The organism is Pseudomonas plecoglossicida NBRC 103162 = DSM 15088 (assembly GCF_000730665.1).
GTDB lineage: Bacteria > Pseudomonadota > Gammaproteobacteria > Pseudomonadales > Pseudomonadaceae > Aquipseudomonas > Aquipseudomonas plecoglossicida.
This window is the reverse complement of the sequence record NZ_BBIV01000010.1, coordinates 105,314-129,478: the sequence shown is the minus strand read 5'-3', so window position 1 is coordinate 129,478 and position 24,165 is coordinate 105,314. Positions and strand designations below refer to the sequence as shown.

General features: G+C 62.4%; 19 protein-coding genes, 2 tRNA genes and 2 pseudogenes. 19 read left to right on the top strand and 4 right to left on the bottom strand.

All coding sequences use genetic code 11. From position 1 onward, the window contains the following. The first annotated feature begins 1 nt into the window (after position 1). From miaA to PPL01S_RS07780, 11 genes and pseudogenes are all read left to right on the top strand, one after another. Positions 2 to 973: a tRNA (adenosine(37)-N6)-dimethylallyltransferase MiaA gene (gene miaA, locus PPL01S_RS07820; protein ID WP_016395245.1), complete on the top strand. Its 972-nt coding sequence runs from the start codon at positions 2 to 4 to the stop codon at positions 971 to 973. A 95-nt stretch (positions 974 to 1,068) separates the two neighbouring features. After that, on the top strand, positions 1,069 to 1,329 hold the full coding sequence (hfq, locus tag PPL01S_RS07815; RefSeq protein ID WP_003258160.1) for an RNA chaperone Hfq: 261 nt from the start codon (positions 1,069 to 1,071) through the stop codon (positions 1,327 to 1,329). 12 nt (positions 1,330 to 1,341) lie between these two features. Then, complete coding sequence (gene hflX, locus PPL01S_RS07810; protein WP_016395244.1) at positions 1,342 to 2,643, top strand: ribosome rescue GTPase HflX; 1,302 nt, start codon at positions 1,342 to 1,344, stop codon at positions 2,641 to 2,643. Between the two features lie 96 nt (positions 2,644 to 2,739). Continuing rightward, the gene (gene hflK / locus PPL01S_RS07805; protein WP_016395243.1) at positions 2,740 to 3,918 is read left to right on the top strand and encodes an FtsH protease activity modulator HflK; all 1,179 of its coding nucleotides are present in this window, start codon (positions 2,740 to 2,742) and stop codon (positions 3,916 to 3,918) included. Then, the gene (gene hflC, locus PPL01S_RS07800) at positions 3,918 to 4,787 is read left to right on the top strand and encodes a protease modulator HflC (protein ID WP_028625486.1); all 870 of its coding nucleotides are present in this window, start codon (positions 3,918 to 3,920) and stop codon (positions 4,785 to 4,787) included. Before hflK ends, hflC begins: the two co-directional genes overlap by 1 nt. A gap of 289 nt (positions 4,788 to 5,076) precedes the next feature. Next, on the top strand, positions 5,077 to 6,264 hold the full coding sequence (locus PPL01S_RS07795) for an ATP phosphoribosyltransferase regulatory subunit (protein WP_016395241.1): 1,188 nt from the start codon (positions 5,077 to 5,079) through the stop codon (positions 6,262 to 6,264). A gap of 56 nt (positions 6,265 to 6,320) precedes the next feature. Continuing rightward, positions 6,321 to 7,613, top strand: a complete 1,293-nt coding sequence (locus PPL01S_RS07790) for an adenylosuccinate synthase (RefSeq protein ID WP_016395240.1) — start codon at positions 6,321 to 6,323, stop codon at positions 7,611 to 7,613. Positions 7,614 to 8,119: 506 nt separating this feature from the next. Next, a pseudogene (locus PPL01S_RS25985) lies at positions 8,120 to 8,812 on the top strand (methyl-accepting chemotaxis protein); the annotation flags it as partial. Positions 8,813 to 8,833: 21 nt separating this feature from the next. After that, positions 8,834 to 9,718: a methyl-accepting chemotaxis protein gene (locus PPL01S_RS25980; RefSeq protein WP_415639449.1), complete on the top strand. Its 885-nt coding sequence runs from the start codon at positions 8,834 to 8,836 to the stop codon at positions 9,716 to 9,718. Between the two features lie 225 nt (positions 9,719 to 9,943). Then, positions 9,944 to 10,141 (top strand): annotated as a pseudogene (locus PPL01S_RS25055) (type VI secretion system tube protein Hcp); the annotation flags it as partial. Between the two features lie 226 nt (positions 10,142 to 10,367). Beyond that, positions 10,368 to 10,940, top strand: coding sequence for a Bax inhibitor 1 family protein (locus PPL01S_RS07780; RefSeq protein ID WP_462933165.1), 573 nt, complete (start codon positions 10,368 to 10,370; stop codon positions 10,938 to 10,940). A 132-nt stretch (positions 10,941 to 11,072) separates the two neighbouring features. Here PPL01S_RS07780 and PPL01S_RS07775 read toward each other — a convergent pair whose 3' ends face one another. The 4 genes from PPL01S_RS07775 to PPL01S_RS07760 all read right to left on the bottom strand — a co-directional run bounded on the left by PPL01S_RS07775 (position 11,073) and on the right by PPL01S_RS07760 (position 14,097). Then, on the bottom strand, positions 11,073 to 12,638 hold the full coding sequence (locus tag PPL01S_RS07775; protein ID WP_028625488.1) for an ABC transporter permease: 1,566 nt from the start codon (positions 12,636 to 12,638) through the stop codon (positions 11,073 to 11,075). Continuing rightward, the gene (locus PPL01S_RS07770; protein ID WP_016395236.1) at positions 12,638 to 13,651 is read right to left on the bottom strand and encodes an extracellular solute-binding protein; all 1,014 of its coding nucleotides are present in this window, start codon (positions 13,649 to 13,651) and stop codon (positions 12,638 to 12,640) included. The genes PPL01S_RS07775 and PPL01S_RS07770 overlap by 1 nt, the downstream gene beginning before the upstream one ends. A gap of 184 nt (positions 13,652 to 13,835) precedes the next feature. Continuing rightward, positions 13,836 to 13,922: transfer RNA gene (locus PPL01S_RS07765), tRNA-Leu, on the bottom strand. Between the two features lie 88 nt (positions 13,923 to 14,010). Continuing rightward, positions 14,011 to 14,097 (bottom strand) — tRNA-Leu (locus PPL01S_RS07760). 271 nt (positions 14,098 to 14,368) lie between these two features. Between PPL01S_RS07760 and rnr the strand changes: the two genes are divergently transcribed. From rnr to PPL01S_RS07720, 8 genes are all read left to right on the top strand, one after another. Beyond that, positions 14,369 to 16,948: a ribonuclease R gene (gene rnr / locus PPL01S_RS07755; protein ID WP_028625489.1), complete on the top strand. Its 2,580-nt coding sequence runs from the start codon at positions 14,369 to 14,371 to the stop codon at positions 16,946 to 16,948. Next, positions 16,945 to 17,691, top strand: coding sequence for a 23S rRNA (guanosine(2251)-2'-O)-methyltransferase RlmB (gene rlmB, locus PPL01S_RS07750; RefSeq protein WP_016395234.1), 747 nt, complete (start codon positions 16,945 to 16,947; stop codon positions 17,689 to 17,691). Before rnr ends, rlmB begins: the two co-directional genes overlap by 4 nt. 291 nt (positions 17,692 to 17,982) lie before the next feature. Further along, on the top strand, positions 17,983 to 18,408 hold the full coding sequence (gene rpsF / locus PPL01S_RS07745) for a 30S ribosomal protein S6 (RefSeq protein ID WP_003249557.1): 426 nt from the start codon (positions 17,983 to 17,985) through the stop codon (positions 18,406 to 18,408). Between the two features lie 28 nt (positions 18,409 to 18,436). Continuing rightward, entirely contained in the window at positions 18,437 to 18,667 is a 231-nt protein-coding gene (rpsR, locus tag PPL01S_RS07740) for a 30S ribosomal protein S18 (protein WP_003249563.1), read from the top strand. A gap of 33 nt (positions 18,668 to 18,700) precedes the next feature. Next, positions 18,701 to 19,564 carry a hypothetical protein gene (locus PPL01S_RS07735; RefSeq protein WP_028625490.1) on the top strand — a complete coding sequence of 288 codons (864 nt, stop codon included), beginning with the start codon at positions 18,701 to 18,703 and terminating at the stop codon, positions 19,562 to 19,564. Between the two features lie 20 nt (positions 19,565 to 19,584). Further along, on the top strand, positions 19,585 to 20,031 hold the full coding sequence (rplI, locus tag PPL01S_RS07730) for a 50S ribosomal protein L9 (protein ID WP_008101037.1): 447 nt from the start codon (positions 19,585 to 19,587) through the stop codon (positions 20,029 to 20,031). 113 nt (positions 20,032 to 20,144) lie between these two features. Then, positions 20,145 to 21,542: a replicative DNA helicase gene (gene dnaB / locus PPL01S_RS07725; RefSeq protein WP_016395232.1), complete on the top strand. Its 1,398-nt coding sequence runs from the start codon at positions 20,145 to 20,147 to the stop codon at positions 21,540 to 21,542. Positions 21,543 to 21,729: 187 nt separating this feature from the next. After that, a complete protein-coding gene (locus PPL01S_RS07720) occupies positions 21,730 to 24,030 on the top strand; it encodes a YgiQ family radical SAM protein (RefSeq protein ID WP_016395231.1) in 2,301 nt (766 codons plus the stop codon). The last annotated feature ends 135 nt before the right edge of the window (positions 24,031 to 24,165 follow it).

Sequence of the window (24,165 nt, the reverse complement as noted above, 5' to 3'; positions counted from 1 at the left end):
CATGAGCGGCAAGCCCCCAGCAATATTTCTCATGGGCCCCACGGCGGCCGGCAAGACCGACCTCGCCATCGAGCTGACCCAGGTCCTGCCCTGCGAGCTGATCAGCGTCGACTCGGCGCTGGTCTACCGCGGCATGGACATCGGTTCGGCCAAGCCTTCCAAGGAGATCCTGGCGGCCCATCCGCACCGCCTGATCGACATCCGCGACCCCGCCGAAAGCTATTCCGCCGCGCAGTTCCGTGCCGATGCGCTGGAGGCCATGGCCGAGATCACCGCACGCGGCAAGGTGCCGCTGCTGGTCGGCGGCACCATGCTCTATTACAAGGCGTTGATCGAGGGCCTGGCGGACATGCCGGCGGCGGACGCTGCGGTGCGCGCCGAGCTGGAAGCCCAGGCCGAGGCGCTGGGCCTGGCCGAGTTGCACCGGCAACTGGCCGAGGTCGACCCGGAGTCCGCGGCGCGCATCCACCCCAATGACCCGCAGCGCCTGATTCGCGCGCTGGAGGTCTTTCGGGTGAGTGGCGAGAGCATGACGGCCCATCGCCAGCGTCAATTCGCGGAAAGTCGCGGCGCAGACGCAGGCGCCGGCGGGCATTTGCCCTATACTGTCGCGAGTTTGGCGATTGCTCCTACAGATCGTCACATTTTGCATCAGCGAATTGCGCTACGATTTTCACAAATGCTGGAACAGGGCTTCGTCGACGAGGTCCGATCGCTGCGAGCCAGAAGTGACTTGCACGCCGGGCTGCCGTCTATACGGGCAGTGGGGTATCGGCAGGTCTGGGACTATCTCGATGGCAAGCTGACCGAGAGCGAGATGCGCGAACGCGGTATCATTGCTACCCGGCAGCTGGCCAAGCGGCAGTTCACCTGGTTGCGTGGTTGGCCTGATGTACATTGGCTCGACAGCCTGGCCTGCGACAATCTGTCCCGCACCTTGAAATACCTGGGGACCGTCTCCATATTGAGCTGAGTCCCTGCTGATTGCCGTCTATTCTTGCGAAGGGGCGGCACAACTTATTCGATTTCTTTGAATTTCTACTATTGATCCTTACAGGAGTGCGGCATATGTCAAAAGGGCATTCGCTACAAGACCCTTACTTGAACACCTTGAGAAAAGAAAAGGTCCCGGTGTCGATTTACCTGGTCAACGGTATCAAGCTGCAGGGCTCGATCGAATCCTTCGACCAGTTCGTGGTACTGCTGAAGAACACCGTCAGCCAGATGGTCTACAAGCACGCCATTTCGACCGTGGTTCCTGCCCGTCCGGTTCGCCTGCCCAGCCCGTCCGATTCCGAACACGGTGACAGCGAGCCAGGCAACGCCTGATAGGAGCCTGCATTGTTCTTTGAGCGCCACGGTGGTGGTGAACGTGCACTGCTCGTTCACTTGGAAGGTCAGAACCCTGAGGCGCGCGAAGATCCGCAGGAGTTTCAGGAACTGGCATTGTCGGCCGGTGCCGACATCGTTTCGCTGGTCACGGTGGCAAGGCATCAGCCTACCGCCAAATACCTGATTGGCAGCGGCAAGGTCGAAGAGTTGCGCGACCTGGTCAAAGCCGAACAGGTAGACCTGGTGATTTTCAATCACACCCTCACGCCCAGTCAGGAGCGCAACCTCGAGCGTGTCTTCGAGTGTCGTGTGCTCGACCGTACCGGGCTGATCCTCGACATCTTCGCCCAGCGGGCGCGTACCCATGAAGGCAAGCTGCAGGTCGAACTGGCCCAGCTCGAGCACATGAGCACGCGGCTGGTGCGCGGCTGGACCCACCTTGAGCGACAAAAGGGTGGTATCGGCCTGCGTGGTCCGGGTGAAACCCAGCTTGAAACCGACCGTCGCTTGCTGCGGGTGCGCCTGCGGCAGATCAAGGGGCGCCTGGAAAAGGTCCGCAGCCAGCGCGAGCAGGCCCGTCGTGGCCGCCGCCGTGCGGATATCCCGTCGGTATCGCTGGTGGGCTACACCAACGCCGGCAAGTCCACCCTGTTCAATGCCCTGACCCAGTCCGAGGTGTATGCCGCGGACCAGTTGTTCGCCACGCTCGATCCGACCCTGCGCCGTCTCCAGCTCGACGACCTCGGGCCGATCGTGCTGGCTGACACCGTAGGTTTCATTCGCCACCTGCCGCACAAGCTGGTGGAGGCTTTTCGGGCTACGCTCGAAGAATCGAGCAACGCCGACCTGTTGCTGCATGTGATCGATGCCCATGAGCCAGAGCGCATGGAGCAGATCGAGCAGGTATTGGCAGTGCTCGGCGAGATCGGTGCCGAAGGCTTGCCGATCCTCGAGGTCTATAACAAACTCGACTTGCTGGAAGATGTCGAGCCGCAGATTCAGCGCGATGCCGATGGCAAGCCGGAGCGGGTCTGGGTATCGGCACGCGATGGACGTGGCCTGGAGCTGGTTGGCCAGGCGATTGCCGAGTTGCTGGGGGATGATCTGTATGTCGGTACCCTGTGTCTGGAGCAGCGTTTTGCTCGCTTGCGCGCGCAATTCTTTGCCTTGGGTGCCGTGCAGAGTGAAACGCATGACGAAGAAGGGCGCTACCTGCTGAGTGTTCGGTTGCCCCGGGTCGAATTGAATCGCCTGGTCAGCCGTGAAGGCATGGAGCCGCAAGTGTTTGTCGAGCAACACACTTTGCAATAAATGCCCGGCGAGGTCGCCGGGCGGCAGTGGCAGGCATTCTGTAGCATTGGACGGCGCGCCGTGGGCGCGTCTTTGCTTTATCAGATGGAGAGCGCTATGGCTTGGAACGAGCCGGGTGGCAACTCGAACAATCAGGATCCCTGGGGCGGTCGCCGTGGTGGCGGCGGCGGCGGTGGCGACAAAAAAGGTCCGCCGGATCTGGACGAGGCCTTCCGCAAACTGCAGGACAGCCTCAACGGCATGTTCGGCAGCGGCAAGAAACGAGGCGGTGACCGCAATGTCGGCAAGGGCGGAGGCTATGGCCTGCTGGGCATCGGCCTGGCGGTACTGGCTGCCATCTGGCTGTACAGCGCCGTGTACGTGGTCGACGAGCAGGAGCAGGCCGTCGTGCTGCGCTTCGGCAAGTACTATGAGACGGTCGGTCCCGGCCTGAACATCTACTTCCCGCCAATCGATCGCAAGTACATGGAAAACGTCACGCGCGAGCGTGCCTACACCAAGCAGGGCCAGATGCTCACCGAAGACGAGAACATCGTCGAGGTGCCGCTGACCGTCCAGTACAAGATCAGCAACCTGCAGGACTTCGTGCTCAACGTCGACCAGCCCGAGGTGAGCTTGCAGCATGCCACCGACAGCGCCCTGCGCCACGTGGTGGGTTCCACTTCGATGGACCAGGTGCTGACCGAAGGTCGCGAACAGATGGCCGTGGATATCCGCGAACGCCTGCAGCGCTTCCTCGACAACTACCGTACCGGCATCACCGTCACCCAGGTCAACGTACAGAGCGCGGCAGCCCCGCGTGAAGTGCAGGAAGCCTTCGACGACGTGATCCGCGCCCGTGAAGATGAACAGCGTGCCCGCAACCAGGCCGAATCCTACGCCAACGGCGTGGTGCCGGAAGCCCGTGGTCAGGCCCAGCGCATCATCGAGGACGCCAACGGTTACCGCGACGAAGTCATCGCCCGTGCCAAGGGTGAGGCCGACCGCTTCACCAAGCTGGTCGCCGAGTACCACAAGGCACCTGACGTGACCCGTCAGCGTCTGTACCTGGAGACCATGCAAGAGGTCTACAGCAATTCGAGCAAGGTCATGGTGGCGACCAAGGACGGGCAGAACAACCTGCTCTACCTGCCGCTGGACAAGATGGTCGAAGGCAGTCGCAACACGACCGCACCTGTCACCGGCGTTGCCCCGTCGGCCAACGATGCAGCAGCACGTGCGGCGCAGGACCTTCAACAGCAACAGCAGCAGATGCGTACTAGGGAGAGCCGCTGATGAGCAATAGATCGCTGATCGCCCTGATCGCCGCTGTGGTCCTGGCCATCGTGGCCTGGAACAGCTTCTACATCGTGTCCCAGACCGAGCGTGCGGTACTGTTGCGCTTCGGTAAGGTAGTCCAGGCGGATGTCCAGCCGGGGCTGCATGTGAAGATCCCGTATGTGAACCAGGTCCGCAAGTTCGACGCTCGCCTGATGACCCTCGACGCCCCGACCCAGCGGTTCCTGACCCTGGAGAAGAAAGCGGTGATGGTCGACGCCTACGCCAAGTGGCGCGTCAAGGATGCCGAACGCTTCTACACTGCCACCTCCGGCATGAAGCAGATCGCCGACGAGCGTCTGTCGCGGCGTCTGGAAAGCGGCCTGCGCGACCAATTCGGCAAGCGTACCCTGCACGAAGTGGTATCCGGTGAACGTGACGCGCTGATGGCTGACATCACTGCCTCGCTGAACCGCATGGCCAGCAAGGAACTGGGTATCGAGGTGGTCGACGTGCGCGTCAAGGCCATCGACCTGCCGAAGGAAGTCAACCGCAGCGTGTTCGACCGCATGAGCACCGAGCGTGAGCGCGAAGCCCGCGAGCATCGTGCCAAGGGTAACGAGCTGGCCGAGGGTATCCGCGCGGATGCCGATCGTCAGCGCCGTGTACTGCTGGCCGAAGCCTATCGCGAAGCTGAGGAAACCCGCGGTGACGGCGACGCCCAGGCGGCCGCCATCTATGCCAAGGCCTACAGCCAGGAGGCTGATTTCTACGCGTTCCACCGTAGCCTGCAGGCATACCGCGAGAGCTTCTCGAGCAAGAGCGACGTGCTGGTTCTGGATCCGAAGAACGAGTTCTTCCGCTTCCTGGACAAGAGCAAGCCCTGATGCTCTGTTGAGGAAACACCCCGCCTGGCAGCTAAAACTCCAGGCAGGGTGCATCCTGAATGAAAAGGGGTGTATGATGCGGCAGCCGGGAAATTTCCCGGCTTTTTTGCGTCTGCAAGGTTGATTGGCAAACGGCCAGTCGACGGCTTGGTCAGGTCGCAAGGCAATTCGAGGGTATTGGGTACGGTGGTGGCGCTGGGATTAGTGCTGCCCGCTATGTGCGCCAATGCCTGCTTCACTGACGGCTCGCCTGCAGGCAAGCCGCCCGGACCAGAGGGGAAATGGCGTAATGGCAACGGTAGACCGCTGGCTGCTGCCAGATGGCATCGAGGAAGTACTGCCACCTGAGGCTGCGCGCATCGAGATCGCGCGCCGCCAGGTGTTGGACCTGTTCCAGAGTTGGGGCTACGAACTGGTCGTCACCCCGCATATCGAGTACCTGGAGTCGCTGCTCACCGGCGCCGGCCAGGACCTGGATCAGCGCACCTTCAAGGTGGTCGACCCACAGTCGGGCCGCCTGATGGGCTTCCGCGCCGACTTCACGCCGCAAGTGGCGCGCATCGACGCCCACACCCTGCGCCGCGAAGGCCCGAGCCGCCTGTGCTACGCCGGTAGCGTGCTGCACGCCCAGCCGCGTGCCCTGTCCACCTCGCGCAGCCCGATCCAGCTGGGTGCCGAACTGTACGGCGACGCCAGCCCTACCAGCGATGTCGAGGTCATCAGCCTGATGCTCGCCACGCTGCAGCTGACCGACGTCGCGGATGTGCACATGGACCTCGGTCATGTCGGCATCTACCGTGGCCTGGCGCGCGCCGCCGGCCTCTCGGGCGCCGTCGAACAGCAGTTGTTCGACGCCCTGCAGCGCAAGTCGGTTGATGAAGTGCAGGCGCTGACCGCCGACCTGCCGAAGGACCTGGGCAACATGCTGCGCGCCCTGGTCGAGCTGTGCGGTGGTCGCGAAGTGCTGGCCGAAGCCCGCGTGCGCCTGGGCCGTGCCCCGGCCAGCGTGCTGGCGGCGCTGGACGACCTGCTGGCGATCGCCGACCGTCTGGCGTCGCGTTTCCCCGAGCTGCCGCTGTATTTCGACCTCGGCGAGCTGCGCGGCTACAACTACCACACCGGTGTGGTGTTCGCGGTGTTCGTCCCGGGTGAAGGTCAGTCGATCGCCCAGGGCGGTCGCTATGACGACATCGGCGCCGATTTCGGCCGGGCGCGCCCGGCCACCGGTTTCTCCACGGATTTGAAGACCCTGGTCACACTGGGGCGAGCGGAGGTCGTATTGCCAACTGGCGGCATCTGGATGCCGGACAGTGGCGACGCGGCCCTCTGGCAGCAGGTCTGCCAGTTGCGCAACGAGGGCCAGCGTGTGGTCCAGGCCCTGCCTGGCCAGCCGTTGAGTGCTGCTCTCGAGGCGGATTGTGATCGGCAATTGATTCAGCAAGACGGGCGCTGGCAGGTACTGCCGCTGACCCAATGAGTTTCTGCGCCGGCAGTTGGCCGGCAACCAAGTTTGCGTGAATGAGGACAAGTGTTATGGGTAAGAATGTCGTCGTCCTGGGCACCCAGTGGGGTGATGAGGGCAAAGGCAAGATCGTCGATCTGCTGACCGAACATGCTGCCGCCGTAGTGCGCTACCAGGGTGGCCACAACGCGGGCCACACCCTGGTGATCAACGGTGAAAAAACCGTTCTGCACCTGATTCCGTCCGGCATCCTGCGTGAAGGCGTTCAGTGCCTGATCGGCAATGGCGTGGTCGTTGCCCCGGATGCCCTGATGCGTGAAATCACCAAGCTGGAAGAGAAGGGCGTACCGGTGCGCGAGCGCCTGCGCATCAGCCCAGCTGCGCCGCTGATCCTGTCGTACCACGTGGCCCTGGACCAGGCCCGCGAGAAAGCCCGTGGCGAAGCCAAGATCGGCACCACCGGCCGTGGTATCGGCCCAGCCTACGAAGACAAGGTCGCTCGCCGCGGCCTGCGCGTGGGCGACCTGTTCCACCGCGAGCGCTTCGCTGCCAAGCTCGGTGAGCTGCTGGATTACCACAACTTCCAGCTGGTGAACTACTACAAAGAGCCGGCCATCGACTTCCAGCAGACTCTGGACGAGTGCATGGCCTACGCCGAGCAGCTCAAGCCGATGATGCTCGACGTCACCGCCGAACTGCACAACCTGCGTCGCGCCGGCAAGGACATCATGTTCGAAGGCGCCCAGGGTTCGCTGCTGGACATCGACCACGGTACCTACCCGTACGTCACCAGCTCCAACACCACCGCTGGTGGCATCTCCACCGGTTCCGGCGTTGGCCCGATGTACCTGGACTACATCCTGGGTATCACCAAGGCCTACACCACTCGCGTAGGTTCCGGTCCGTTCCCGACCGAGCTGTTCGACGAGACCGGTGCCACCCTGGCCAAGCGTGGCCACGAGTTCGGTTCCACCACCGGCCGTGCCCGCCGTTGCGGCTGGTTCGATGCCGTCATCCTGCGCCGCGCCATCGACGTCAACAGCATCTCGGGCATCTGCCTGACCAAGCTGGACGTACTGGACGGTCTGGAAACCATCAACATCTGTGTTGGCTACAAGAACGAGAACGGCGCCGTCATCGACGCGCCTTCCGATGCTGACAGCTACATCGGCCTGGAGCCAGTGTACGAAGAGATGCCAGGCTGGAGCGAGTCGACCCTGGGTGTCAAGACCCTGGAAGAGCTGCCAGAAGCTGCTCGCGCTTACATCAAGCGCATCGAGGAGCTGACCGGCGCGCCGATCGACATCATCTCCACCGGCCCGGACCGCAACGAGACCATCGTGCTGCGTCATCCGTTCGCCTGATCCGCCTTTCAGGCTGATCTGACGCCGCGGTCCTGAAAGGGGCCGCGGCGTTTTTGTTTGTCTGCTCGACCTTGGCGCATATCCCTGCTGCCCCCGGCACAACCCTTGCTGTAAGAAGCTCCTGTAGATGCCATCAAAATAGTGGCGCCAGAAAGCACGAGGGTTTCACCGTGTCTGCCATCCTCTCTCTGTTACGAAGCCGCCTGTTGCGGCCTGTGTTTGTTGCCTTGGGTATCGCCCTTTTGGTGCAGTTCCTGTTTGCCGTTGCGCTGACCCGAAGCACCATCACTGCGCTTGAGGCCGACCTGAACCAGCGTCTGGGCAATGACAGCCGCAAACTGGCCGGCGAGCTGGAGCAAGCCGGGCAGCAAGTCCGCTCTGGCCTGGAAGGGCTCTCCAGCAGTACCCGTCAGCGCCTCAGCGCCGGGCTCTCCGAGCGTCTGCAAAGCGAGCAGCAGCAACTGCGGGCCACGCTGGAGAAGAACCTCAAGGACTCCGCCAACGACATGGCCGAACTGCTGGCCTCGGTCGCCCCGCGGGCGATCTGGGACAACGACGTGCCGACGCTCTCCGACTTCGCCCGCCGCGCCCAGCGCAACCCCAGCGTGTTGTTCGTGATCTATGACGATGCCCAGGGCCAGCACCTGACGCGCTACCTCAACCGGCAGAACCCCATCAACCAGGCCCTGATAGAGAAAGGTCAGGGCGAGCGGACGCTGGACAAGGTGCTCGATGCTGCTCGCCGGGACCCTTCGGTGTACTTCGTCGAAGCCTCGATCAGTCCTAACGGTGCACAAATCGGCAAGGTGCTGATGGGGGTCTCCACCGCGGGTGTGGACCAGGAGCTCAAGGCCCTGGACCAGCGTTTCAATGCCTTGATCGCCAGCGGCGAACAACTGGTAGGCGACAGCCTCGGTGCCGCTGCGGCGGACAGCGGCAAAGCCCTGCGTGATCGCTTGGAAGCTGCGCAGAGCAGTGCCACGGCGATGCAGGCCAATACCGCACAAACCGTGCGCGATGCCGCGGGTGAGCTGCGCTTTCGCTTCGGCCTGGGCCTCGTGCTGGTCGGCCTGGGTGTCTTGATCGCGGTTGCCGTGGTACTCGGTCGTCGCGTGTTGAGCAAGCTTCGATTGCTGGTAGACGCCCTCGATGACCTGGCTGCTGGCGAAGGCGACCTGACCAAGCGCGTCAACCTGGACAGCCGCGACGAAATCGGCGACATGGCCTCGGCGGTCAACCGTTTCGTCGACAAGCTTCAGCCTATCGTGCGTGAGGCCGGAGAAGTGGCGCAGCGTACCGGCGTCGAGATCGGCACCATGGCCCAGCGCAACGCCGGTGCTGATGCGGCCGCAGCATTGCAGCGCGATGAAGTGGCGGCGAGCTTGCGTGACCTGTCGAGCATGGCTGACGAAGCCCAGGCCGAAAGCCATGCGATGAAGGCGGCGCTGCAGCAGGTGGTGGGCATTCGTCAGGCCACGGACGAGAACAGCCGCACGTCGACGCAATTGGCCGGCCTGATCGAAAACCTTGCCGGCCAGGTCGAGACCGGCTCGCACGTGATCGAGCGGTTGGCCAAGCAGAGCGAACAGATCGAAGTGGTGCTGACCGTGATCCACGGTATCGCCGAGCAGACCAACCTGTTGGCCCTCAACGCCGCCATCGAAGCCGCACGGGCCGGTGAAACCGGGCGCGGCTTCGCCGTGGTGGCCGACGAGGTGCGGGCACTGGCGAGCAAGACGCAAAGTTCCACGGGGGATATCCAGGCGCATATCTCGGCACTGCAGAAGGGTGCCAAGGAGGCGGTCGCCACCATCAGCCAGGCCGGCCTGAAGGCCAGCGAAGGGCTGCTCGTGTTGCGTGACAACGAACGTCGCCAGCAGTCGGTGCAAGTGGCGGTGGAGCAGGTGCACGCGGCGATTGGCCTGGCCACCCGGGCGGCCGAGCAGCAAGCGCACGGTGCACAGGCAGTGCGCGGGCGGGTAGAGAACATCCACGCCCAGGCCGAGCGCTCGGCGCAGGTGGTGATGCAAACCACCGCCAGCAGCAAGGTGCTGGATGACCTGGCAGCCCAGTTGCGCGCCAGCCTGGGTCAGTTCCGCGCATGACGCTATCGACTGTAGGAGCGGCCTTGTGTCGCGAGGGGTGCGCAGCGGCCCCAGGGTCTGCGTAGCGCTGCAGATTGCCGGGGCCGCCCTGCGGCCCTTTCGCGACACTAGGCCGCTCCTACTGGTGGCGGTGTTGCTAAATACCAATATCTTTTGACAGTCGCTCGGTGATCTCCAGCTTGACGGTCAGGTAGTGCTTCAGGTCCACGCCAGCAATGTAGTGCCATTTATGGTCCTGTACAGTCGCCAATCAATGGCGAAGCACTGGACCAGCAGTACGCAGACTGGATCGAAATCATCGGCTACAAGTTCGGCGCCAACCAGAGCACCTCAGCCACTGCAAGCTCTGCAGGTGGCGCGTCCTCCGGCCGTACCACCCTCACCAATTTGACCTTCACCAAATATCTGGACAGCTCCAGCTGCGCTGGTCTTTTCGGAAATCCAGACTGCTCTCCAGCCTGGGCCCGTTCTCAAACCTTGTTGAACGACATCCGCGTAGTCAGCAGGTCGATGGGCGACCCGATACAGCAATCAATAACACCGCATAAGGCGCTATCGCTACATAACAGCAGGGGCTTGACCAGATGCTGTTGAGTGGGCGTGACTGCGGCGCTACTTGTTAGGAATAGATCCAGGGAGCATAACGGATATGCTGGAAAACGGAACCTTCAATCGATTTGGAACCAACCATAAAATATCGGCGAATACCTACAATTTCATCCTCGGCGCAGTGCTTATGTGGGGATTCTTCGTCAACTGGTATCTGGTAGTCACGGTGCCGGCTGAGATTGTTCGGGCCGTCCCCATGATGCTGTTCTTGGTTGGCTACATGATCACAGCGTTAGCGGGTGTCGCAATCATCTTCAAATCTGAAAAGCCGTTGTACAGTTTCCTCGGCTACAACCTGATCGTGATACCGGTCGGATTGCTGCTTGTCATCGTCCTCCCGGAATACTCACATGAAAACATCGTGAAGGCCTTGCAGGCGACCGTCTTGCTAACCGTTACCATGATGCTGCTGGGGACTGCGTTCCCCCGCTTCTTCAAGCGCATCGAGGCGTCATTGTGTACAGCCTTGATAGTTGTGATCTTCGTTGAATTGGCGCAGGTTTGGTTATTCGGTATCCATCTCGCGGTAATGGATTGGATCACTGCATTGATATTCTGTGGCTATATCGGGGTTGGGGGGGCGTGCGAACCAGATCGAGCGGACCGTGGATAACGCGATTGACAGCGCCGCATCGCTGTATCTGGACATTATTAATCTGTTTCTGCGGGTCTTGCGGATCGTATCCAGGAAGTGAGTTGCCTTGGTGGCGTAATGCCCAGGCCGTATGGCAGCCTGGGCAAGCTTTCAAGCCTTGTTCAAATACATCCGCGTAGTCAGCAGATAAACCGGCAACCCCGATACCACAATCAACAACGCTGCATAAGGCGCCGCCGCTGCGAACTCGACGTTGGCGGTATGCGCCCAGACTTCAGTGGCCAGGGTGGTCATGCCAGTCGGGCTGAGCAGCAGAGTGGCGGTGAGCTCCTTCATGGCATCAAGGAACACCAAAGCAAAGGCCGCTGCCATGGCCGGGAAGATGATCGGCAATGTCACCCGGCAGAACGCCGCGAAGCTGCTGGCACCCAGGGTGCGGGCCGCTTCTTCGAGGGTCGGCGAAGCCTTGTTCAGCGCGGTGCGTACCGGCGCCTGGGCCAGAGGCAGGAACAGCAGCGCATAAGCCAGCAGCAGCAGCGCGGTGGTCTGGTACAGCGCCGGCACATAGTGCAACGCGAACACCACCAGCGACAGGGCGATCACCAGGCCGGGCAGGGCGTGCAATAGGTAAGGCAGGCGTTCGGCCCACAGTGCCAGGCGACCCTTGTAGCGCACCACCAGGAGGCTCACCGGCAACGCCAGCAGCACGCAGAGGCCTGCGCCGCCCAGCGACACAGATAGCGAAGTCAGCAGGGCCTTGCTGATCTCGGCCACCGGGAAGGCTGCCGACGACCCGACGCTCAGCCAATAGCCGAGCATCGCCAGCGGAATACCGCTACCGAGAATCGCCAGCCCCAGGCAGAACAGCTGCGCCAACGGCATCCAGCCACGCAGGCGTACCGGCTGCGCGCGGCGTGCCACGCCCTGACCGATGCGCACGTGGCGGGCCTTGCCGCGTACCTTCAGTTCCAGCCACAGCATCAGCAGGCACAGCGCCAACAGCACCGCCGACAGCATGGCGGCATTGGCGTTGCTGAACTCCAGTTCGAACTGCTGGTAGATCGCCGTGGTGAAGGTCTGCAGGCCAAGAATCGACAATGCGCCGAACTCGACCAGCATATGCAGGGCGATCAGCAGCGCGCCGCCGAGCATCGAGGGCCACAGCAGTGGCAGGGTGATCTTGCGGAACACGCCCCAGCGGCTGTAGCCCAGGGTGCGCGCCGACTCTTCAAGCGAAGTGTCGAGGTTGCGCAAGGTCGCTGCCACCGGCAGAAACACCAGCGGGTACTTGGAAAGCGCCATGACCAGGATCGCCCCGCCGAGGCCTTCGAAGTCCGAGCTCAGCGACACCCAGGTGAAGCTGCTGACGAACGACGGCACGGCAAATGGCAGGCACAGCACCACACCCCACAACCGGCGGCCCGGCAGGTTGCTGCGTTCGAGCAACCAGGCCAGGGCCATGCCCACCACCATGCAGGCCAGCGTCACCCCGGCCATCAGCATCAGGGTGTTGCGCATCAACCCCCAGACGAACGGGCGCCAGAGCAGATGCAGGGCTTCACGCCAGCCGGCTTCCCAGGCTTTCATGGCGACGTACAGCAGTGGCAGCAAGCTCATCGCCACCAGGAACAGCACAGGCAGCACCACCCAGATCGAGGGGCGCTTGCGGCGCGGTACGAAACGTACTGGCGCCGGCTGGGACAGGACGGCGGTCATCAGAGCAGGCCGACCTCGCGTTCAAGCTCGATCGCTTCCTCGGCATTGCCCAGGTCGGCTGGCGAGATCTTCGGCGGGCGCAGGTCCTCGAACGGCTTCAGGCCACGGTCGGAGACCATGCCCTTGTGCAGCGGGTATTCGGCGGTGGTCTGGGTGATCACACGCTGGCCTTCTTCGCTGGCCATCCAGTTGAGCAGGGCCTGGGATTCTTTCGGGTGCTTGCTGGCCTTGACCACGGCGGCGCCGGAGATGGTGACCAGGTTGCCGGCATCGCCATCGGCCAGGTAATAGAGCTTGGTGTCCAGCTTGCCGCGCTCACGCTGCAGGGCATACCAGTAGTAGTTGTTCACCAGCACCGCAGCGACTTCACCTTTTTCCACGGCCTTGAGGGCGACCATGTTGTTGGTGTAGGTCTTGCCGAAGGCCTTCAGGCCGGTCAGCCATTCTTCGGTGGCTTCACGCCCGTGCATTTTCAGGATGGCCACCGCCTGCTCCTGGAAGGCGCCGCTGGTCGGTACATAGCCGACGCGTCCTTCCCATTCCGGGTTGGCGAAGTCCATGACCGTGGTCGGCAGGTCTTTCTCGTCGACCTTTTTCGGGTTGAACACCACGATGCGCGTACGGGCGGTGATGCCCATCCAGGTGCCGTTGGCGCCTACGTACTCCTTGGGCACCATGCTCGCGGTGGCGTCATCGATCTTTGCCAGCAGGCCCAGCTCGCCCAGGTTGTTCAGGGGAGGGGATTCTTCGGTGTAGATGATGTCGGCCGGCGAGCGGTCGCCTTCCTCGATGATCTGGCTGGCCAGCTGGTTGCTGCTGCCCTTGCGGATATTGATGTGAATGCCGGTCTTGGTCTCGTAGGCCTTGGCAATGGCTTCGCCGATTTCCTTGTGCTGACCGTTGTACATGGTCAGGCTGACCGGGTCGTCTGCCATGGCGGCCGGAGCGCCGATCACCAGGCTCAGCACTGCAGCGGCCAGGGTGCGCATCAGCGGTTGCGGACGGATCGTCATGCGGGTACTTCCTCGCTTACGGCTACATATTTGGAAACAATGGTAAACGAAATCGTTTCTCAAGTGGCCGGGTGACAAGAAATTCATGGCAGATCGCCAAGCCAGACATTCCGGCAAGCGAGAAGGGGGGATACAAAAATCGCAGGCAAGAAAAAACCCACTAGCAAGCTAGTGGGTTTTTGTATGGTGCCCAGGAGAAGACTCGAACTTCCACGACCTTGCGGTCACTGATACCTGAAACCAGCGCGTCTACCAATTCCGCCACCTGGGCAAAGCTTTGCATCATCTGATGAAGGCGACTATCGTTCGCTTTCACACAGTAGTAACAGATCCTTGGTCATCTGTTACTTGAAAAATCTTGGTGCCCAGGAGAAGACTCGAACTTCCACGACCTTGCGGTCACTGATACCTGAAACCAGCGCGTCTACCAATTCCGCCACCTGGGCACACATTCGAGATTACAAGATGCTTTACAGCGTCGTTCATCTCTACTACAACTTCGGGGTTGTCCGTCGTTGTGGTGCGCACTATACGGACGCTCCCAAGGGCTGTAAAGCCCCCAATCGAAAAAAATTTCAAAAAATTCAACTTGTTGATTCCACAGGCCTATTGCGGCGCGCCGGACATGCCGCTGGGGCTGTCCAAGGCTGACATTTCCGGTTTCAATACGCCTATGCCAGAATTCCTATCTATATACCCCAAGGTGAACCCCTTCTGATGGCCGATTGGCAATCCCTCGATCCCGAGGCCGCTCGCGAAGCGGAAAAATACGACAACCCCATTCCCAGCCGTGAGCTGATCCTGCAGCGCCTTGCCGATCGTGGCGAGCCGGCCGCGCGCGAGGAACTGGCGGCAGAGTTCGGTCTTCACGAAGAAGACCAGATCGAAGCCTTGCGCCGCCGCCTGCGTGCCATGGAGCGCGATGGCCAGCTTATCTATACCCGGCGCGGCACCTATGCCCCGGTAGACAAGCTGGACCTGATCTGCGGCCGTGTCTCCGGCCACCGCGACGGCTTTGGTTTCCTTATCCCCGACGATGGCAGCGACGACCTGTTCCTCAGCCCGTCGCAGATGCGCCTGGTCTTCGACGGCGACCGCGCCCTGGCACGGGTTTCCGGCGTCGACCGTCGTGGTCGCCGCGAAGGCGTGCTGGTCGAAGTCATCTCCCGCGCCCACGAGAGCGTGGTCGGCCGTTACTTCGAAGAAGGCGGCATCGGCTACGTGACTCCGGACAACCCGAAGATCCAGCAGGAAGTGCTGGTGACCGCCGGGCGTAACGGCGGCGCCAAGATCGGCCAGTTCGTCGAAATCAAGATCACCCACTGGCCGACCCCACGGTTCCAGCCGCAAGGCGACGTGGTCGAAGTCATCGGCAACTACATGGCGCCGGGCATGGAAATCGACGTTGCCCTGCGCAGCTACGATATTCCGCACGTCTGGCCCAAGGACGTGATCAAGGAAGCGCGCAAGTTCCGCTCCGAAGTCGAAGAGAAGGACAAGGAAAAGCGCATCGACCTGCGCCACCTGCCGTTCGTCACCATCGATGGCGAGGACGCCCGCGACTTCGACGACGCCGTCTATTGCGAACCGCTGGGCAAGCTGCGCCTGTTCTCCGGTGGCTGGCGCCTGTACGTGGCCATTGCCGACGTCTCCAGCTACGTGCGCCTGGGCTCGGCCCTGGACGTCGAAGCCCAGCAGCGCGGCAACTCGGTGTACTTCCCCGAGCGCGTGGTACCGATGCTGCCCGAGGAACTGTCCAACGGCCTGTGCTCGCTGAACCCGCACGTCGATCGCCTGGCCATGGTCTGTGAAATGACCATGAACAAAGCCGGCCAGATGGTCGACTACCAGTTCTACGAAGGTGTGATCCACTCCCATGCACGGCTGACCTACAACAAGGTCAGCAGCATGCTCGAACACGCCCGCACCCGTGAGGGCAAGGCGCTGCGCGAGGAGTACAAGGAGGTCCTGCCGGACCTGAAGAACCTGTACAACTTGTACAAGGTGCTGGTCGATGCCCGTCACGCCCGTGGCGCCATCGACTTCGAAACCCAGGAAACCCGCATCATCTTCGGTGACGAGCGCAAGATCGCGGAAATCCGCCCGACCGTGCGCAACGATGCCCACAAGCTGATCGAGGAATGCATGCTGGCGGCCAACGTCGCCACCGCCGAATTCCTGCACAAGCACGGTGTGCCAGCGCTGTATCGCGTGCATGACGGCCCGCCGCCGGAGCGCCTGGAAAAACTGCGCGCCTTCCTCGGCGAGCTGGGCCTGACCCTGCACAAGGGCAAGGACCCGTCGCCCAAGGATTACCAGGCCCTGCTGGCGAGCATCGCCGGGCGCCCGGACTTCCACCTGATCCAGACCGTCATGCTGCGCTCGCTGAGCCAGGCGGTGTACAGCACCGACAACAACGGTCACTTCGGCCTGAACTACGAGGCGTACACCCACTTCACCTCGCCGATCCGTCGTTACCCGGACCTGCTGGTGCACCGCGCCATTCGCAGCATCATCCGCTCCAAGGTCGATACCCCGCACGTCAAGCGTGCCGGCGCGATGAGCATCCCCAAGGCGCGCATCTACCCGTACGACGTGAACACGCTCGACCAGCTCGGTGAGCAGTGCTCGATGACCGAGCGCCGGGCCGACGAAGCCACCCGTGACGTGGTCAACTGGCTCAAGTGCGAGTTCATGAAGGACCGCGTGGGCGAGACCTTCCCGGGTGTGATCACCGCAGTGACCGGTTTCGGCCTGTTCGTCGAACTGACCGACATCTACGTCGAAGGCCTGGTGCACGTCAGTGCGCTGCCGGGCGACTACTACCACTTCGATCCGGTGCATCACCGCCTGTCGGGTGAGCGTACCGGGCGCAGCTTCCGCCTGGGCGACACCATCGAGGTCAAGGTCATGCGCGTCGACCTCGACGAGCGCAAGATCGACTTCGAAGTCTCCGAGCAGCAGCTCAGCGCGCCGATTGGCCGCAAGGGCCGCGGTGCCGCGCAAGGGGCCGACAAGCCCGAGCAGCAGCCGGTGGTGGAGGCCAAGGCCACGCCGAAGCCGCGCAGCCGCAAGAGCGAAACCGCCGAAGCGTACTTCCCGAAAGACGCTGTGCAGCGCAACGCCGAAGTGCGCAAGAGCCGCGAAATGAAGAAGGCGCTGATGAGCGAGGCGCGCACCGGCGGCCATGCCAGCAGCAAGTCGGACAAGGGCGGCAAGCCGTCCGGCAAGCCGACCAAGCACCGTAAAGGCCCGCCGAAGTCCGGCGCGCCACGCAAGAGCAAGAACAAGTCATGAGTCAGCTGGAAAAGATCTACGGCGTGCACGCCGTGCAGGCGCTGTTGCAGCACCATCCGAAGCGGGTCAAGCAGATCTGGCTGTCGGAAGGGCGCAGCGAGCCGCGCATCCAGGCGTTGCTGGCACTGGCCGCGGAAAACCGCGTGGCGGTCGGCCAGGCCGAGCGCCGTGAGCTGGATGCCTGGGTCGAAGGCGTGCACCAGGGCGTGGTTGCCGAGGTGAGCCCGAGCCAGGTGTGGGGCGAGTTGATGCTCGAGGAATTGCTCGAGCGCACCGAAACCCCGCCGCTGATCCTGGTGCTGGACGGTGTCACCGACCCGCACAACCTCGGCGCCTGCCTGCGCACCGCCGATGCGGCGGGTGCCACGGCGGTGGTGGTGCCCAAGGACAAGTCGGCGACCCTGACGCCGGTGGTGCGCAAGGTGGCCTGTGGTGCTGCCGAAGTGATCCCGCTGGTGGCCGTGACCAACCTGGCGCGCACGCTGGAGAAACTGCAGCAGCGTGGCCTGTGGGTGGTCGGCACTGCCGGCGAGGCCGAGCAGGAGATCTACCAGCAGGACCTGACCGGGCCGCTGGTGATGATCATGGGCGCAGAAGGCAAGGGCATGCGCCGGCTCACCCGTGAGCACTGCGATTTCCTGGTGAAGTTGCCGATGGGTGGTAGCGTCAGCAGCCTGAACGTTTCGGTGGCGACTGGCGTGTGCCTGTTCGAGGCCGTGCGGCAACGCCAGACCAAGCGCTGATCCGTTGACCCTATCGCCGGCTCCCACAGGTTCACCACAGGTATCCAGACTTGTGGGGGCCTTTGTGGAAGCCGGCTTGCCGGCGATAGGGCCGGTACAGTCATAAAGTGTTTCCGGCTGTTCAAATAATCGCCAATCACCTTGCTTGTGTGTCGCGCCTTCTCTACAATTGCGCCCCTTGCCGAGCTGGCAGGTGCGCATGTGCCTCCCCTCCATGGCAAGACACACAGTGTCATTCACTCCTTGTCTGACTAGATATCCTGGCAGACTACTAACCCGTAAGGAGCATTCATGCGTCATTACGAAATCATCTTCCTGGTTCACCCGGACCAGAGCGAGCAAGTCGGCGGCATGGTTGAGCGTTACACCAAGCTGATCGAAGAAGATGGCGGCAAGATCCACCGCCTGGAAGACTGGGGCCGTCGTCAACTGGCCTACGCAATCAACAATGTTCACAAGGCTCACTACGTGATGCTGAACGTTGAGTGCACCGGCAAGGCCCTGGCCGAGCTGGAAGACAACTTCCGCTACAACGATGCCGTTATCCGTAACCTGGTCATCCGTCGCGACGAAGCCGTTACCGGCCAGTCCGAGATGCTGAAGGCTGAAGAAAACCGCAGCGAGCGCCGTGAGCGTCGTGAGCGTCCTGAGCATGCTGACTCCGCCGAAGGCGACGACAGCAATGACAGCGACTCCAGCGATAACGCTGACGAGTAATCCACGGACCTTTAGAGGAGCCTATTAAATGGCACGTTTCTTCCGTCGTCGTAAATTCTGCCGCTTCACTGCTGAAGACGTGAAAGAGATCGACTTCAAAGATCTCAACACCCTGAAAGCTTACGTATCCGAAACCGGCAAGATCGTTCCAAGCCGTATCACCGGTACCAAAGCTCGTTATCAGCGTCAGCTGGCTACCGCTATCAAGCGCGCCCGCTTCCTGGCCCTGCTGCCCTACACCGACAGCCACGGCCGCTGAGACCGGGTCGTCGACAAGCAGTAAGGGATAAGCATGCGAGCGTTAGCAAGTTTCATCATGCGCGGTCGTGTGCAGGCCACCCTGGTGGTGGTCATTAGCGCGGTACTGCCGCTGCTGTTCTGGTTGAGTGCCGCTGCCGGCAGCCTTGTGCTGCTGCGGCGTGGGTTCAAGGATGCTTCAACGGTCATCGCCGGCGGCCTGCTGGCCGGGCTGGCCGTGTGGTTCATGGGCGATCCCGTCACCTTCTTGGTGATCGCGGGTGCCCTGGGTCTGGCCGCCATGTTGCGTGCCGAGCATCCCTGGAGCCGAGTGCTGGTGGTCAGTGCCGTGTTCGCCGTGGTTTTCAGCCACGTGCTCGACCTGGCGCTGGCGCAGACCTTCGATGTACTGGCCAAGGCGTTTGCCGATGCCATGCCGAAGATCGAAGGCCAACCGATGCTCTCCGGTGAGCTGATCCGCCCTGTGCTGGTCGCTTCCACAGCCGTGACGGTGCAATTGTTCAGTGTGCTGGCCCTGGTGCTGGCGCGCTATTGGCAGGCAGCGTTGTACAACCCTGGAGGCTTCGGTCGCGAATTTCGCGCCCTGAGGCTGCCGAAACAGACCATGGCGGTCTTGGTGACAGTGATGGTGGTGGCTCCGTTCATCGGGCCGCAATTCATCATCCTGGCATCGGCATCGAGCCTGGTACTGGTCCTGGCCGGCATCGCCTTGATGCACGGGCTGGTGGCACAGGGGCGACTGGCCGGGTTCTGGCTGGTGGGCATGTACGTGACGTTGCCGCTGATCATGCAGCTGATTTATCCGTTGCTGATGGTCCTGGCCATTGTCGACAGCCTGATTGATTTTCGCGGTCGCAAGTCCCCCCCGGGGAAAGACTCCGCGAACGGTGAAGGTTAAAAGTTAAGAGGTTTTACCAAATGGAACTGATCCTGCTGGAAAAAGTCGCTAACCTGGGCAACCTGGGCGACAAAGTTAAGGTTAAGGCTGGTTACGGCCGTAACTTCCTGCTGCCATTCGGCAAGGCCACCGTTGCCAACGCCGCCAACCTGGCTGCGTTCGAAGAGCGTCGCGCCGAGCTGGAAAAAGCAGCTGCTGACCGTAAAGCTTCGGCTGAAAGCCGCGCTGCCCAACTGGCCGAGCTGGAAGTGACCATCACTGCCACCGCTGGCGACGAAGGCAAGCTGTTCGGTTCGATCGGCACCCACGACATCGCTGACGCCCTGACCGCCTCCGGCGTTGAAGTGGCCAAGGCTGAAGTTCGTCTGCCGAACGGCACCATCCGTCAAGTTGGCGAATACGACGTAGCCGTGCACCTGCACAGCGACGTTGAAGCCACTGTACGTGTGGTCGTCGTAGCTGCCTAAGCTGCGCTGACTGGGTAGCCCCTGGCGGGCTAGCCGGTTAACATCGGGCACGGTCCTGTTTTCGACAGGCCGTGCCCTTTGTCTTTTTCATCCTCCAGAATTCCTTCGTGGCCATGAACGAGATTACCAACCCCGAACAGCTCGACCTGCAGACCGCAGCCCTCAAGGTGCCGCCGCATTCCATCGAGGCCGAACAAGCCGTGCTCGGTGGCCTGATGCTGGACAACAGCGCCTGGGAGCGGGTGCTGGACCAGGTGTCGGATGGTGACTTCTACCGGCATGACCACCGCCTGATCTTCCGCGCCGTGCACAAGTTGGCCGACGCCAACCAGCCATTCGACGTGGTGACCCTGCACGAGCAGCTGGACAAGGAAGGCCTGTCGACCCAGGTCGGCGGCCTGGCCTACCTGGCGGAACTGGCCAAGAACACGCCGTCGGTGGCCAACATCAAGGCCTATGCCGCGATCATTCGCGAGCGTGCGACCCTGCGCCAGCTGATCAGCATCAGTACCGATATCGCCGACAACGCGTTCAACCCGCAAGGGCGCGACGCTGCAGAAATCCTCGACGATGCCGAGCGGCAGATCTTCCAGATCGCCGAGGCGCGGCCCAAGACCGGTGGCCCGGTGGGGGTCAACGAGCTGTTGACCATGGCCATCGACCGCATCGACACGCTGTTCAACTCAGACAGCGACATTACCGGTATTTCCACCGGTTACACCGACCTGGACGAAAAGACCAGTGGCCTGCAGGCCGCCGACCTGATCATCGTCGCCGGCCGTCCGTCGATGGGCAAGACCACCTTTGCCATGAACCTGGTGGAAAACGCGGTGCTGCGTAGTGAAAAGGCGGTACTGGTGTTCTCCCTCGAGATGCCAGGTGAATCGCTGATCATGCGTATGCTCTCGTCGCTGGGCCGTATCGACCAGACCAAGGTGCGTTCCGGCCAGCTGGACGATGACGATTGGCCGCGGTTGACCTCGGCGGTGAACCTGCTCAACGACCGCAAGCTGTTCATCGACGATACCGCCGGCATCAGCCCCTCGGAAATGCGCGCGCGCACCCGCCGCCTGGCCCGTGAACACGGGGAAATCGGCATGATCATGGTCGACTACCTGCAGTTGATGCAGATCCCGGGCTCGGCCGGTGACAACCGGACCAACGAGATCTCCGAGATCTCCCGCTCGCTCAAGGCCCTGGCCAAGGAGTTCAACTGCCCGGTGATCGCCCTGTCGCAGCTGAACCGCTCCCTGGAACAAAGGCCGAACAAGCGCCCGGTGAACTCCGACTTGCGTGAATCCGGTGCGATCGAGCAGGACGCCGACGTGATCATGTTCGTATACCGGGACGAGGTGTACCACCCGGAGACCGAGCACAAGGGCGTGGCCGAAATCATCATCGGCAAGCAGCGTAACGGCCCCATCGGCTTCGTCCGTCTGGCGTTCATCGGCAAGTACACCCGCTTCGAGAACCTCGCGCCGGGCATGTACAACTTCGACGACGACGAATAAGCCATTGGCCTCATCGCCGGCAAGCCGGCGCCCACAAAGGGCTCTAGTGATCCTGTGGGAGCCGGCTTGCCGGCGATAGGGTCGGTAAAGGCATCCCATGAATCCGACAACCACCGTCGGACTTGGTCAATTTTTGTGCTATATTCCGCGCCCGCGATTTCCCTGCACAACAGAACCGGTCACTGACATGCAAGCAGCCAAACCTCTCTACGACTATCCCAAGTACTGGGCCGAATGCTTCGGACCAGCACCTTTCCTGCCGATGAGCAGGCAGGAAATGGATCTGCTCGGCTGGGATTCCTGCGACATCATCATCGTGACCGGTGACGCCTACGTCGACCATCCGTCGTTCGGCATGGCCATCATCGGCCGCCTGCTGGAAGCCCAGGGCTTTCGCGTAGGCATCATCGCCCAGCCGAACTGGCAGTCGAAGGACGACTTCATGAAGCTCGGCGAGCCGAACCTGTTCTTCGGCGTCGCGGCCGGCAACATGGACTCGATGATCAACCGCTACACCGCGGACAAGAAGATGCGCTCCGACGACGCCTACACGCCGGGCGGCATGGCCGGCAGCCGTCCGGACCGCGCCAGCCTGGTGTACAGCCAGCGCTGCAAGGAAGCCTACAAGCATGTCCCGATCGTCCTCGGTGGCATCGAGGCGTCGCTGCGCCGCATCGCCCACTACGACTACTGGCAGGACAAGGTTCGCCACTCGATCCTGATCGACGCCAGCGCCGACATCCTGCTGTTCGGCAACGCCGAGCGTGCAGTGGTCGAAGTCGCCCAGCGCCTGTCCAACGGCGAGCAGATCGAAACCATCACCGACGTGCGCGGCACGGCCTTCGTGCGCCGTGACACGCCGCAGGGCTGGTACGAGATCGACTCCACCCGCATCGACCGCCCGGGCCGTGTCGACAAGATCATCAACCCGTACGTGAATACCCAGGACACCCAGGCTTGCGCCATCGAGCAGGCCAAGGGTGACCAGGAGGATTCGAACGAGGCCAAGGTCGTGCAGATCCTCGATAGCCCGGCCGTGACCCGCGAAAAATCGGTGATCCGCCTGCCGTCGTTCGAGAAGGTGCGCAACGACCCGGTGCTCTACGCCCACGCCAACCGCGTGCTGCACCTGGAAACCAACCCGGGCAACGCCCGCGCCCTGGTGCAGAAGCACGGCGAAGTGGATGTGTGGTTCAACCCGCCACCCATTCCCATGAGCACCGAGGAAATGGACTACGTGTTCGGCATGCCCTACGCCCGTGTGCCGCACCCGGCCTACGGCAAGGAGCGCATCCCGGCCTACGAGATGATCCGCTTCTCGGTCAACATCATGCGTGGCTGCTTTGGCGGTTGCACCTTCTGCTCGATCACCGAGCACGAAGGCCGCATCATCCAGAACCGCTCGCACGAGTCGATCTTGCACGAGATCGAAGAGATGCGTGACAAGGTGCCGGGCTTTACCGGTGTGGTCTCCGACCTCGGCGGCCCGACCGCCAACATGTACCGCATCGCCTGCAAGAGCCCCGAGATCGAAAAGCACTGCCGCAAGCCGTCGTGCGTGTTCCCGGGCATCTGCGAGAACCTCAACACCGACCACAGCTCGCTGATCGAGCTGTACCGCAAGGCCCGTGCCTTGCCGGGTGTGAAGAAGATCCTGATCGCCTCGGGCCTGCGCTACGACCTGGCGGTGGAATCGCCGGAGTACGTCAAGGAGCTGGTGACCCACCATGTCGGCGGCTACCTGAAGATCGCCCCGGAGCACACCGAGCGTGGCCCGCTGGACAAGATGATGAAACCGGGCATCGGCAGCTATGACCGCTTCAAGCGCATGTTCGAGAAGTTCTCGAAAGAGGCGGGCAAGGAGCAGTACCTGATCCCGTACTTCATCGCCGCGCACCCCGGCACCACCGACGAAGACATGATGAACCTGGCCCTGTGGCTCAAGGGCAACGGCTTCCGCGCCGACCAGGTGCAGGCGTTCTACCCATCGCCCATGGCTTCGGCCACGGCCATGTACCACTCGGGCAAGAACCCGCTGCGCAAGGTCACCTACAAGAGCGAAGGCGTGGAGATCGTCAAGAGCGAGGAGCAGCGCCGCTTGCACAAGGCGTTCCTGCGCTACCACGATCCGAAGGGTTGGCCGATGCTGCGCGAAGCCCTGCAGCGCATGGGTCGCGCCGATCTGATCGGCCCGGGCAAGCACCAGCTGATTCCGCTGCACCAGCCGCAGACCGACACGTACCAGAGTGCGCGACGCAAGAACTCGACGCCGGCGGGCAGCCACAAGGTGGCCAAGGAGCAGAAGGTGCTGACCCAGCACACTGGCCTGCCACCGCGTGGCAGCGATGGCAGCAAGCCGTGGGACAAGCGCGAGAAGGCCAAGGCCGAAGCGTTCGCCCGCAATCAGCAGGCGGCCAAGGAGCGCAAGGAAGCGGCCAAGGGTGGCGGCAAGGGCAAGAAACCGCGCCAGCCGGTCATTCCGCGCTGATTTCAGGGGGCCGCTTTGCGGCCCAATCGCTGGCAAGCCAGCTCCCACAGGGATTGCACAAGACCTGAGGCTTGCGCGGTACCTGTAGGAGCTGGCTTGCCGGCGATGGACCGCAAAGCGGTCCCAGGATTTCAG

Excerpts from the sequence above, each read along its gene's own strand:
- rlmB (WP_016395234.1), top strand. The coding sequence starts at position 16,945 with ATGAGTCAGCTGGAAAAGATCTACGGCGTGCACGCCGTGCAGGCGCTG.
- PPL01S_RS07780 (WP_462933165.1), top strand. The coding sequence starts at position 10,368 with ATGCTGGAAAACGGAACCTTCAATCGATTTGGAACCAACCATAAAATA.
- PPL01S_RS07735 (WP_028625490.1), top strand. The coding sequence starts at position 18,701 with ATGCGAGCGTTAGCAAGTTTCATCATGCGCGGTCGTGTGCAGGCCACC.
- rpsR (WP_003249563.1), top strand. The coding sequence starts at position 18,437 with ATGGCACGTTTCTTCCGTCGTCGTAAATTCTGCCGCTTCACTGCTGAA.
- dnaB (WP_016395232.1), top strand. The coding sequence starts at position 20,145 with ATGAACGAGATTACCAACCCCGAACAGCTCGACCTGCAGACCGCAGCC.
- PPL01S_RS07790 (WP_016395240.1), top strand. The coding sequence starts at position 6,321 with ATGGGTAAGAATGTCGTCGTCCTGGGCACCCAGTGGGGTGATGAGGGC.
- hflK (WP_016395243.1), top strand. The coding sequence starts at position 2,740 with ATGGCTTGGAACGAGCCGGGTGGCAACTCGAACAATCAGGATCCCTGG.
- PPL01S_RS07770 (WP_016395236.1), bottom strand. The coding sequence starts at position 13,651 with ATGACGATCCGTCCGCAACCGCTGATGCGCACCCTGGCCGCTGCAGTG.
- rnr (WP_028625489.1), top strand. The coding sequence starts at position 14,369 with ATGGCCGATTGGCAATCCCTCGATCCCGAGGCCGCTCGCGAAGCGGAA.
- PPL01S_RS07795 (WP_016395241.1), top strand. The coding sequence starts at position 5,077 with ATGGCAACGGTAGACCGCTGGCTGCTGCCAGATGGCATCGAGGAAGTA.
- hflC (WP_028625486.1), top strand. The coding sequence starts at position 3,918 with ATGAGCAATAGATCGCTGATCGCCCTGATCGCCGCTGTGGTCCTGGCC.
- rpsF (WP_003249557.1), top strand. The coding sequence starts at position 17,983 with ATGCGTCATTACGAAATCATCTTCCTGGTTCACCCGGACCAGAGCGAG.
- hfq (WP_003258160.1), top strand. The coding sequence starts at position 1,069 with ATGTCAAAAGGGCATTCGCTACAAGACCCTTACTTGAACACCTTGAGA.
- PPL01S_RS07775 (WP_028625488.1), bottom strand. The coding sequence starts at position 12,638 with ATGACCGCCGTCCTGTCCCAGCCGGCGCCAGTACGTTTCGTACCGCGC.
- PPL01S_RS07720 (WP_016395231.1), top strand. The coding sequence starts at position 21,730 with ATGCAAGCAGCCAAACCTCTCTACGACTATCCCAAGTACTGGGCCGAA.
- rplI (WP_008101037.1), top strand. The coding sequence starts at position 19,585 with ATGGAACTGATCCTGCTGGAAAAAGTCGCTAACCTGGGCAACCTGGGC.
- miaA (WP_016395245.1), top strand. The coding sequence starts at position 2 with ATGAGCGGCAAGCCCCCAGCAATATTTCTCATGGGCCCCACGGCGGCC.
- PPL01S_RS25980 (WP_415639449.1), top strand. The coding sequence starts at position 8,834 with ATGGCCTCGGCGGTCAACCGTTTCGTCGACAAGCTTCAGCCTATCGTG.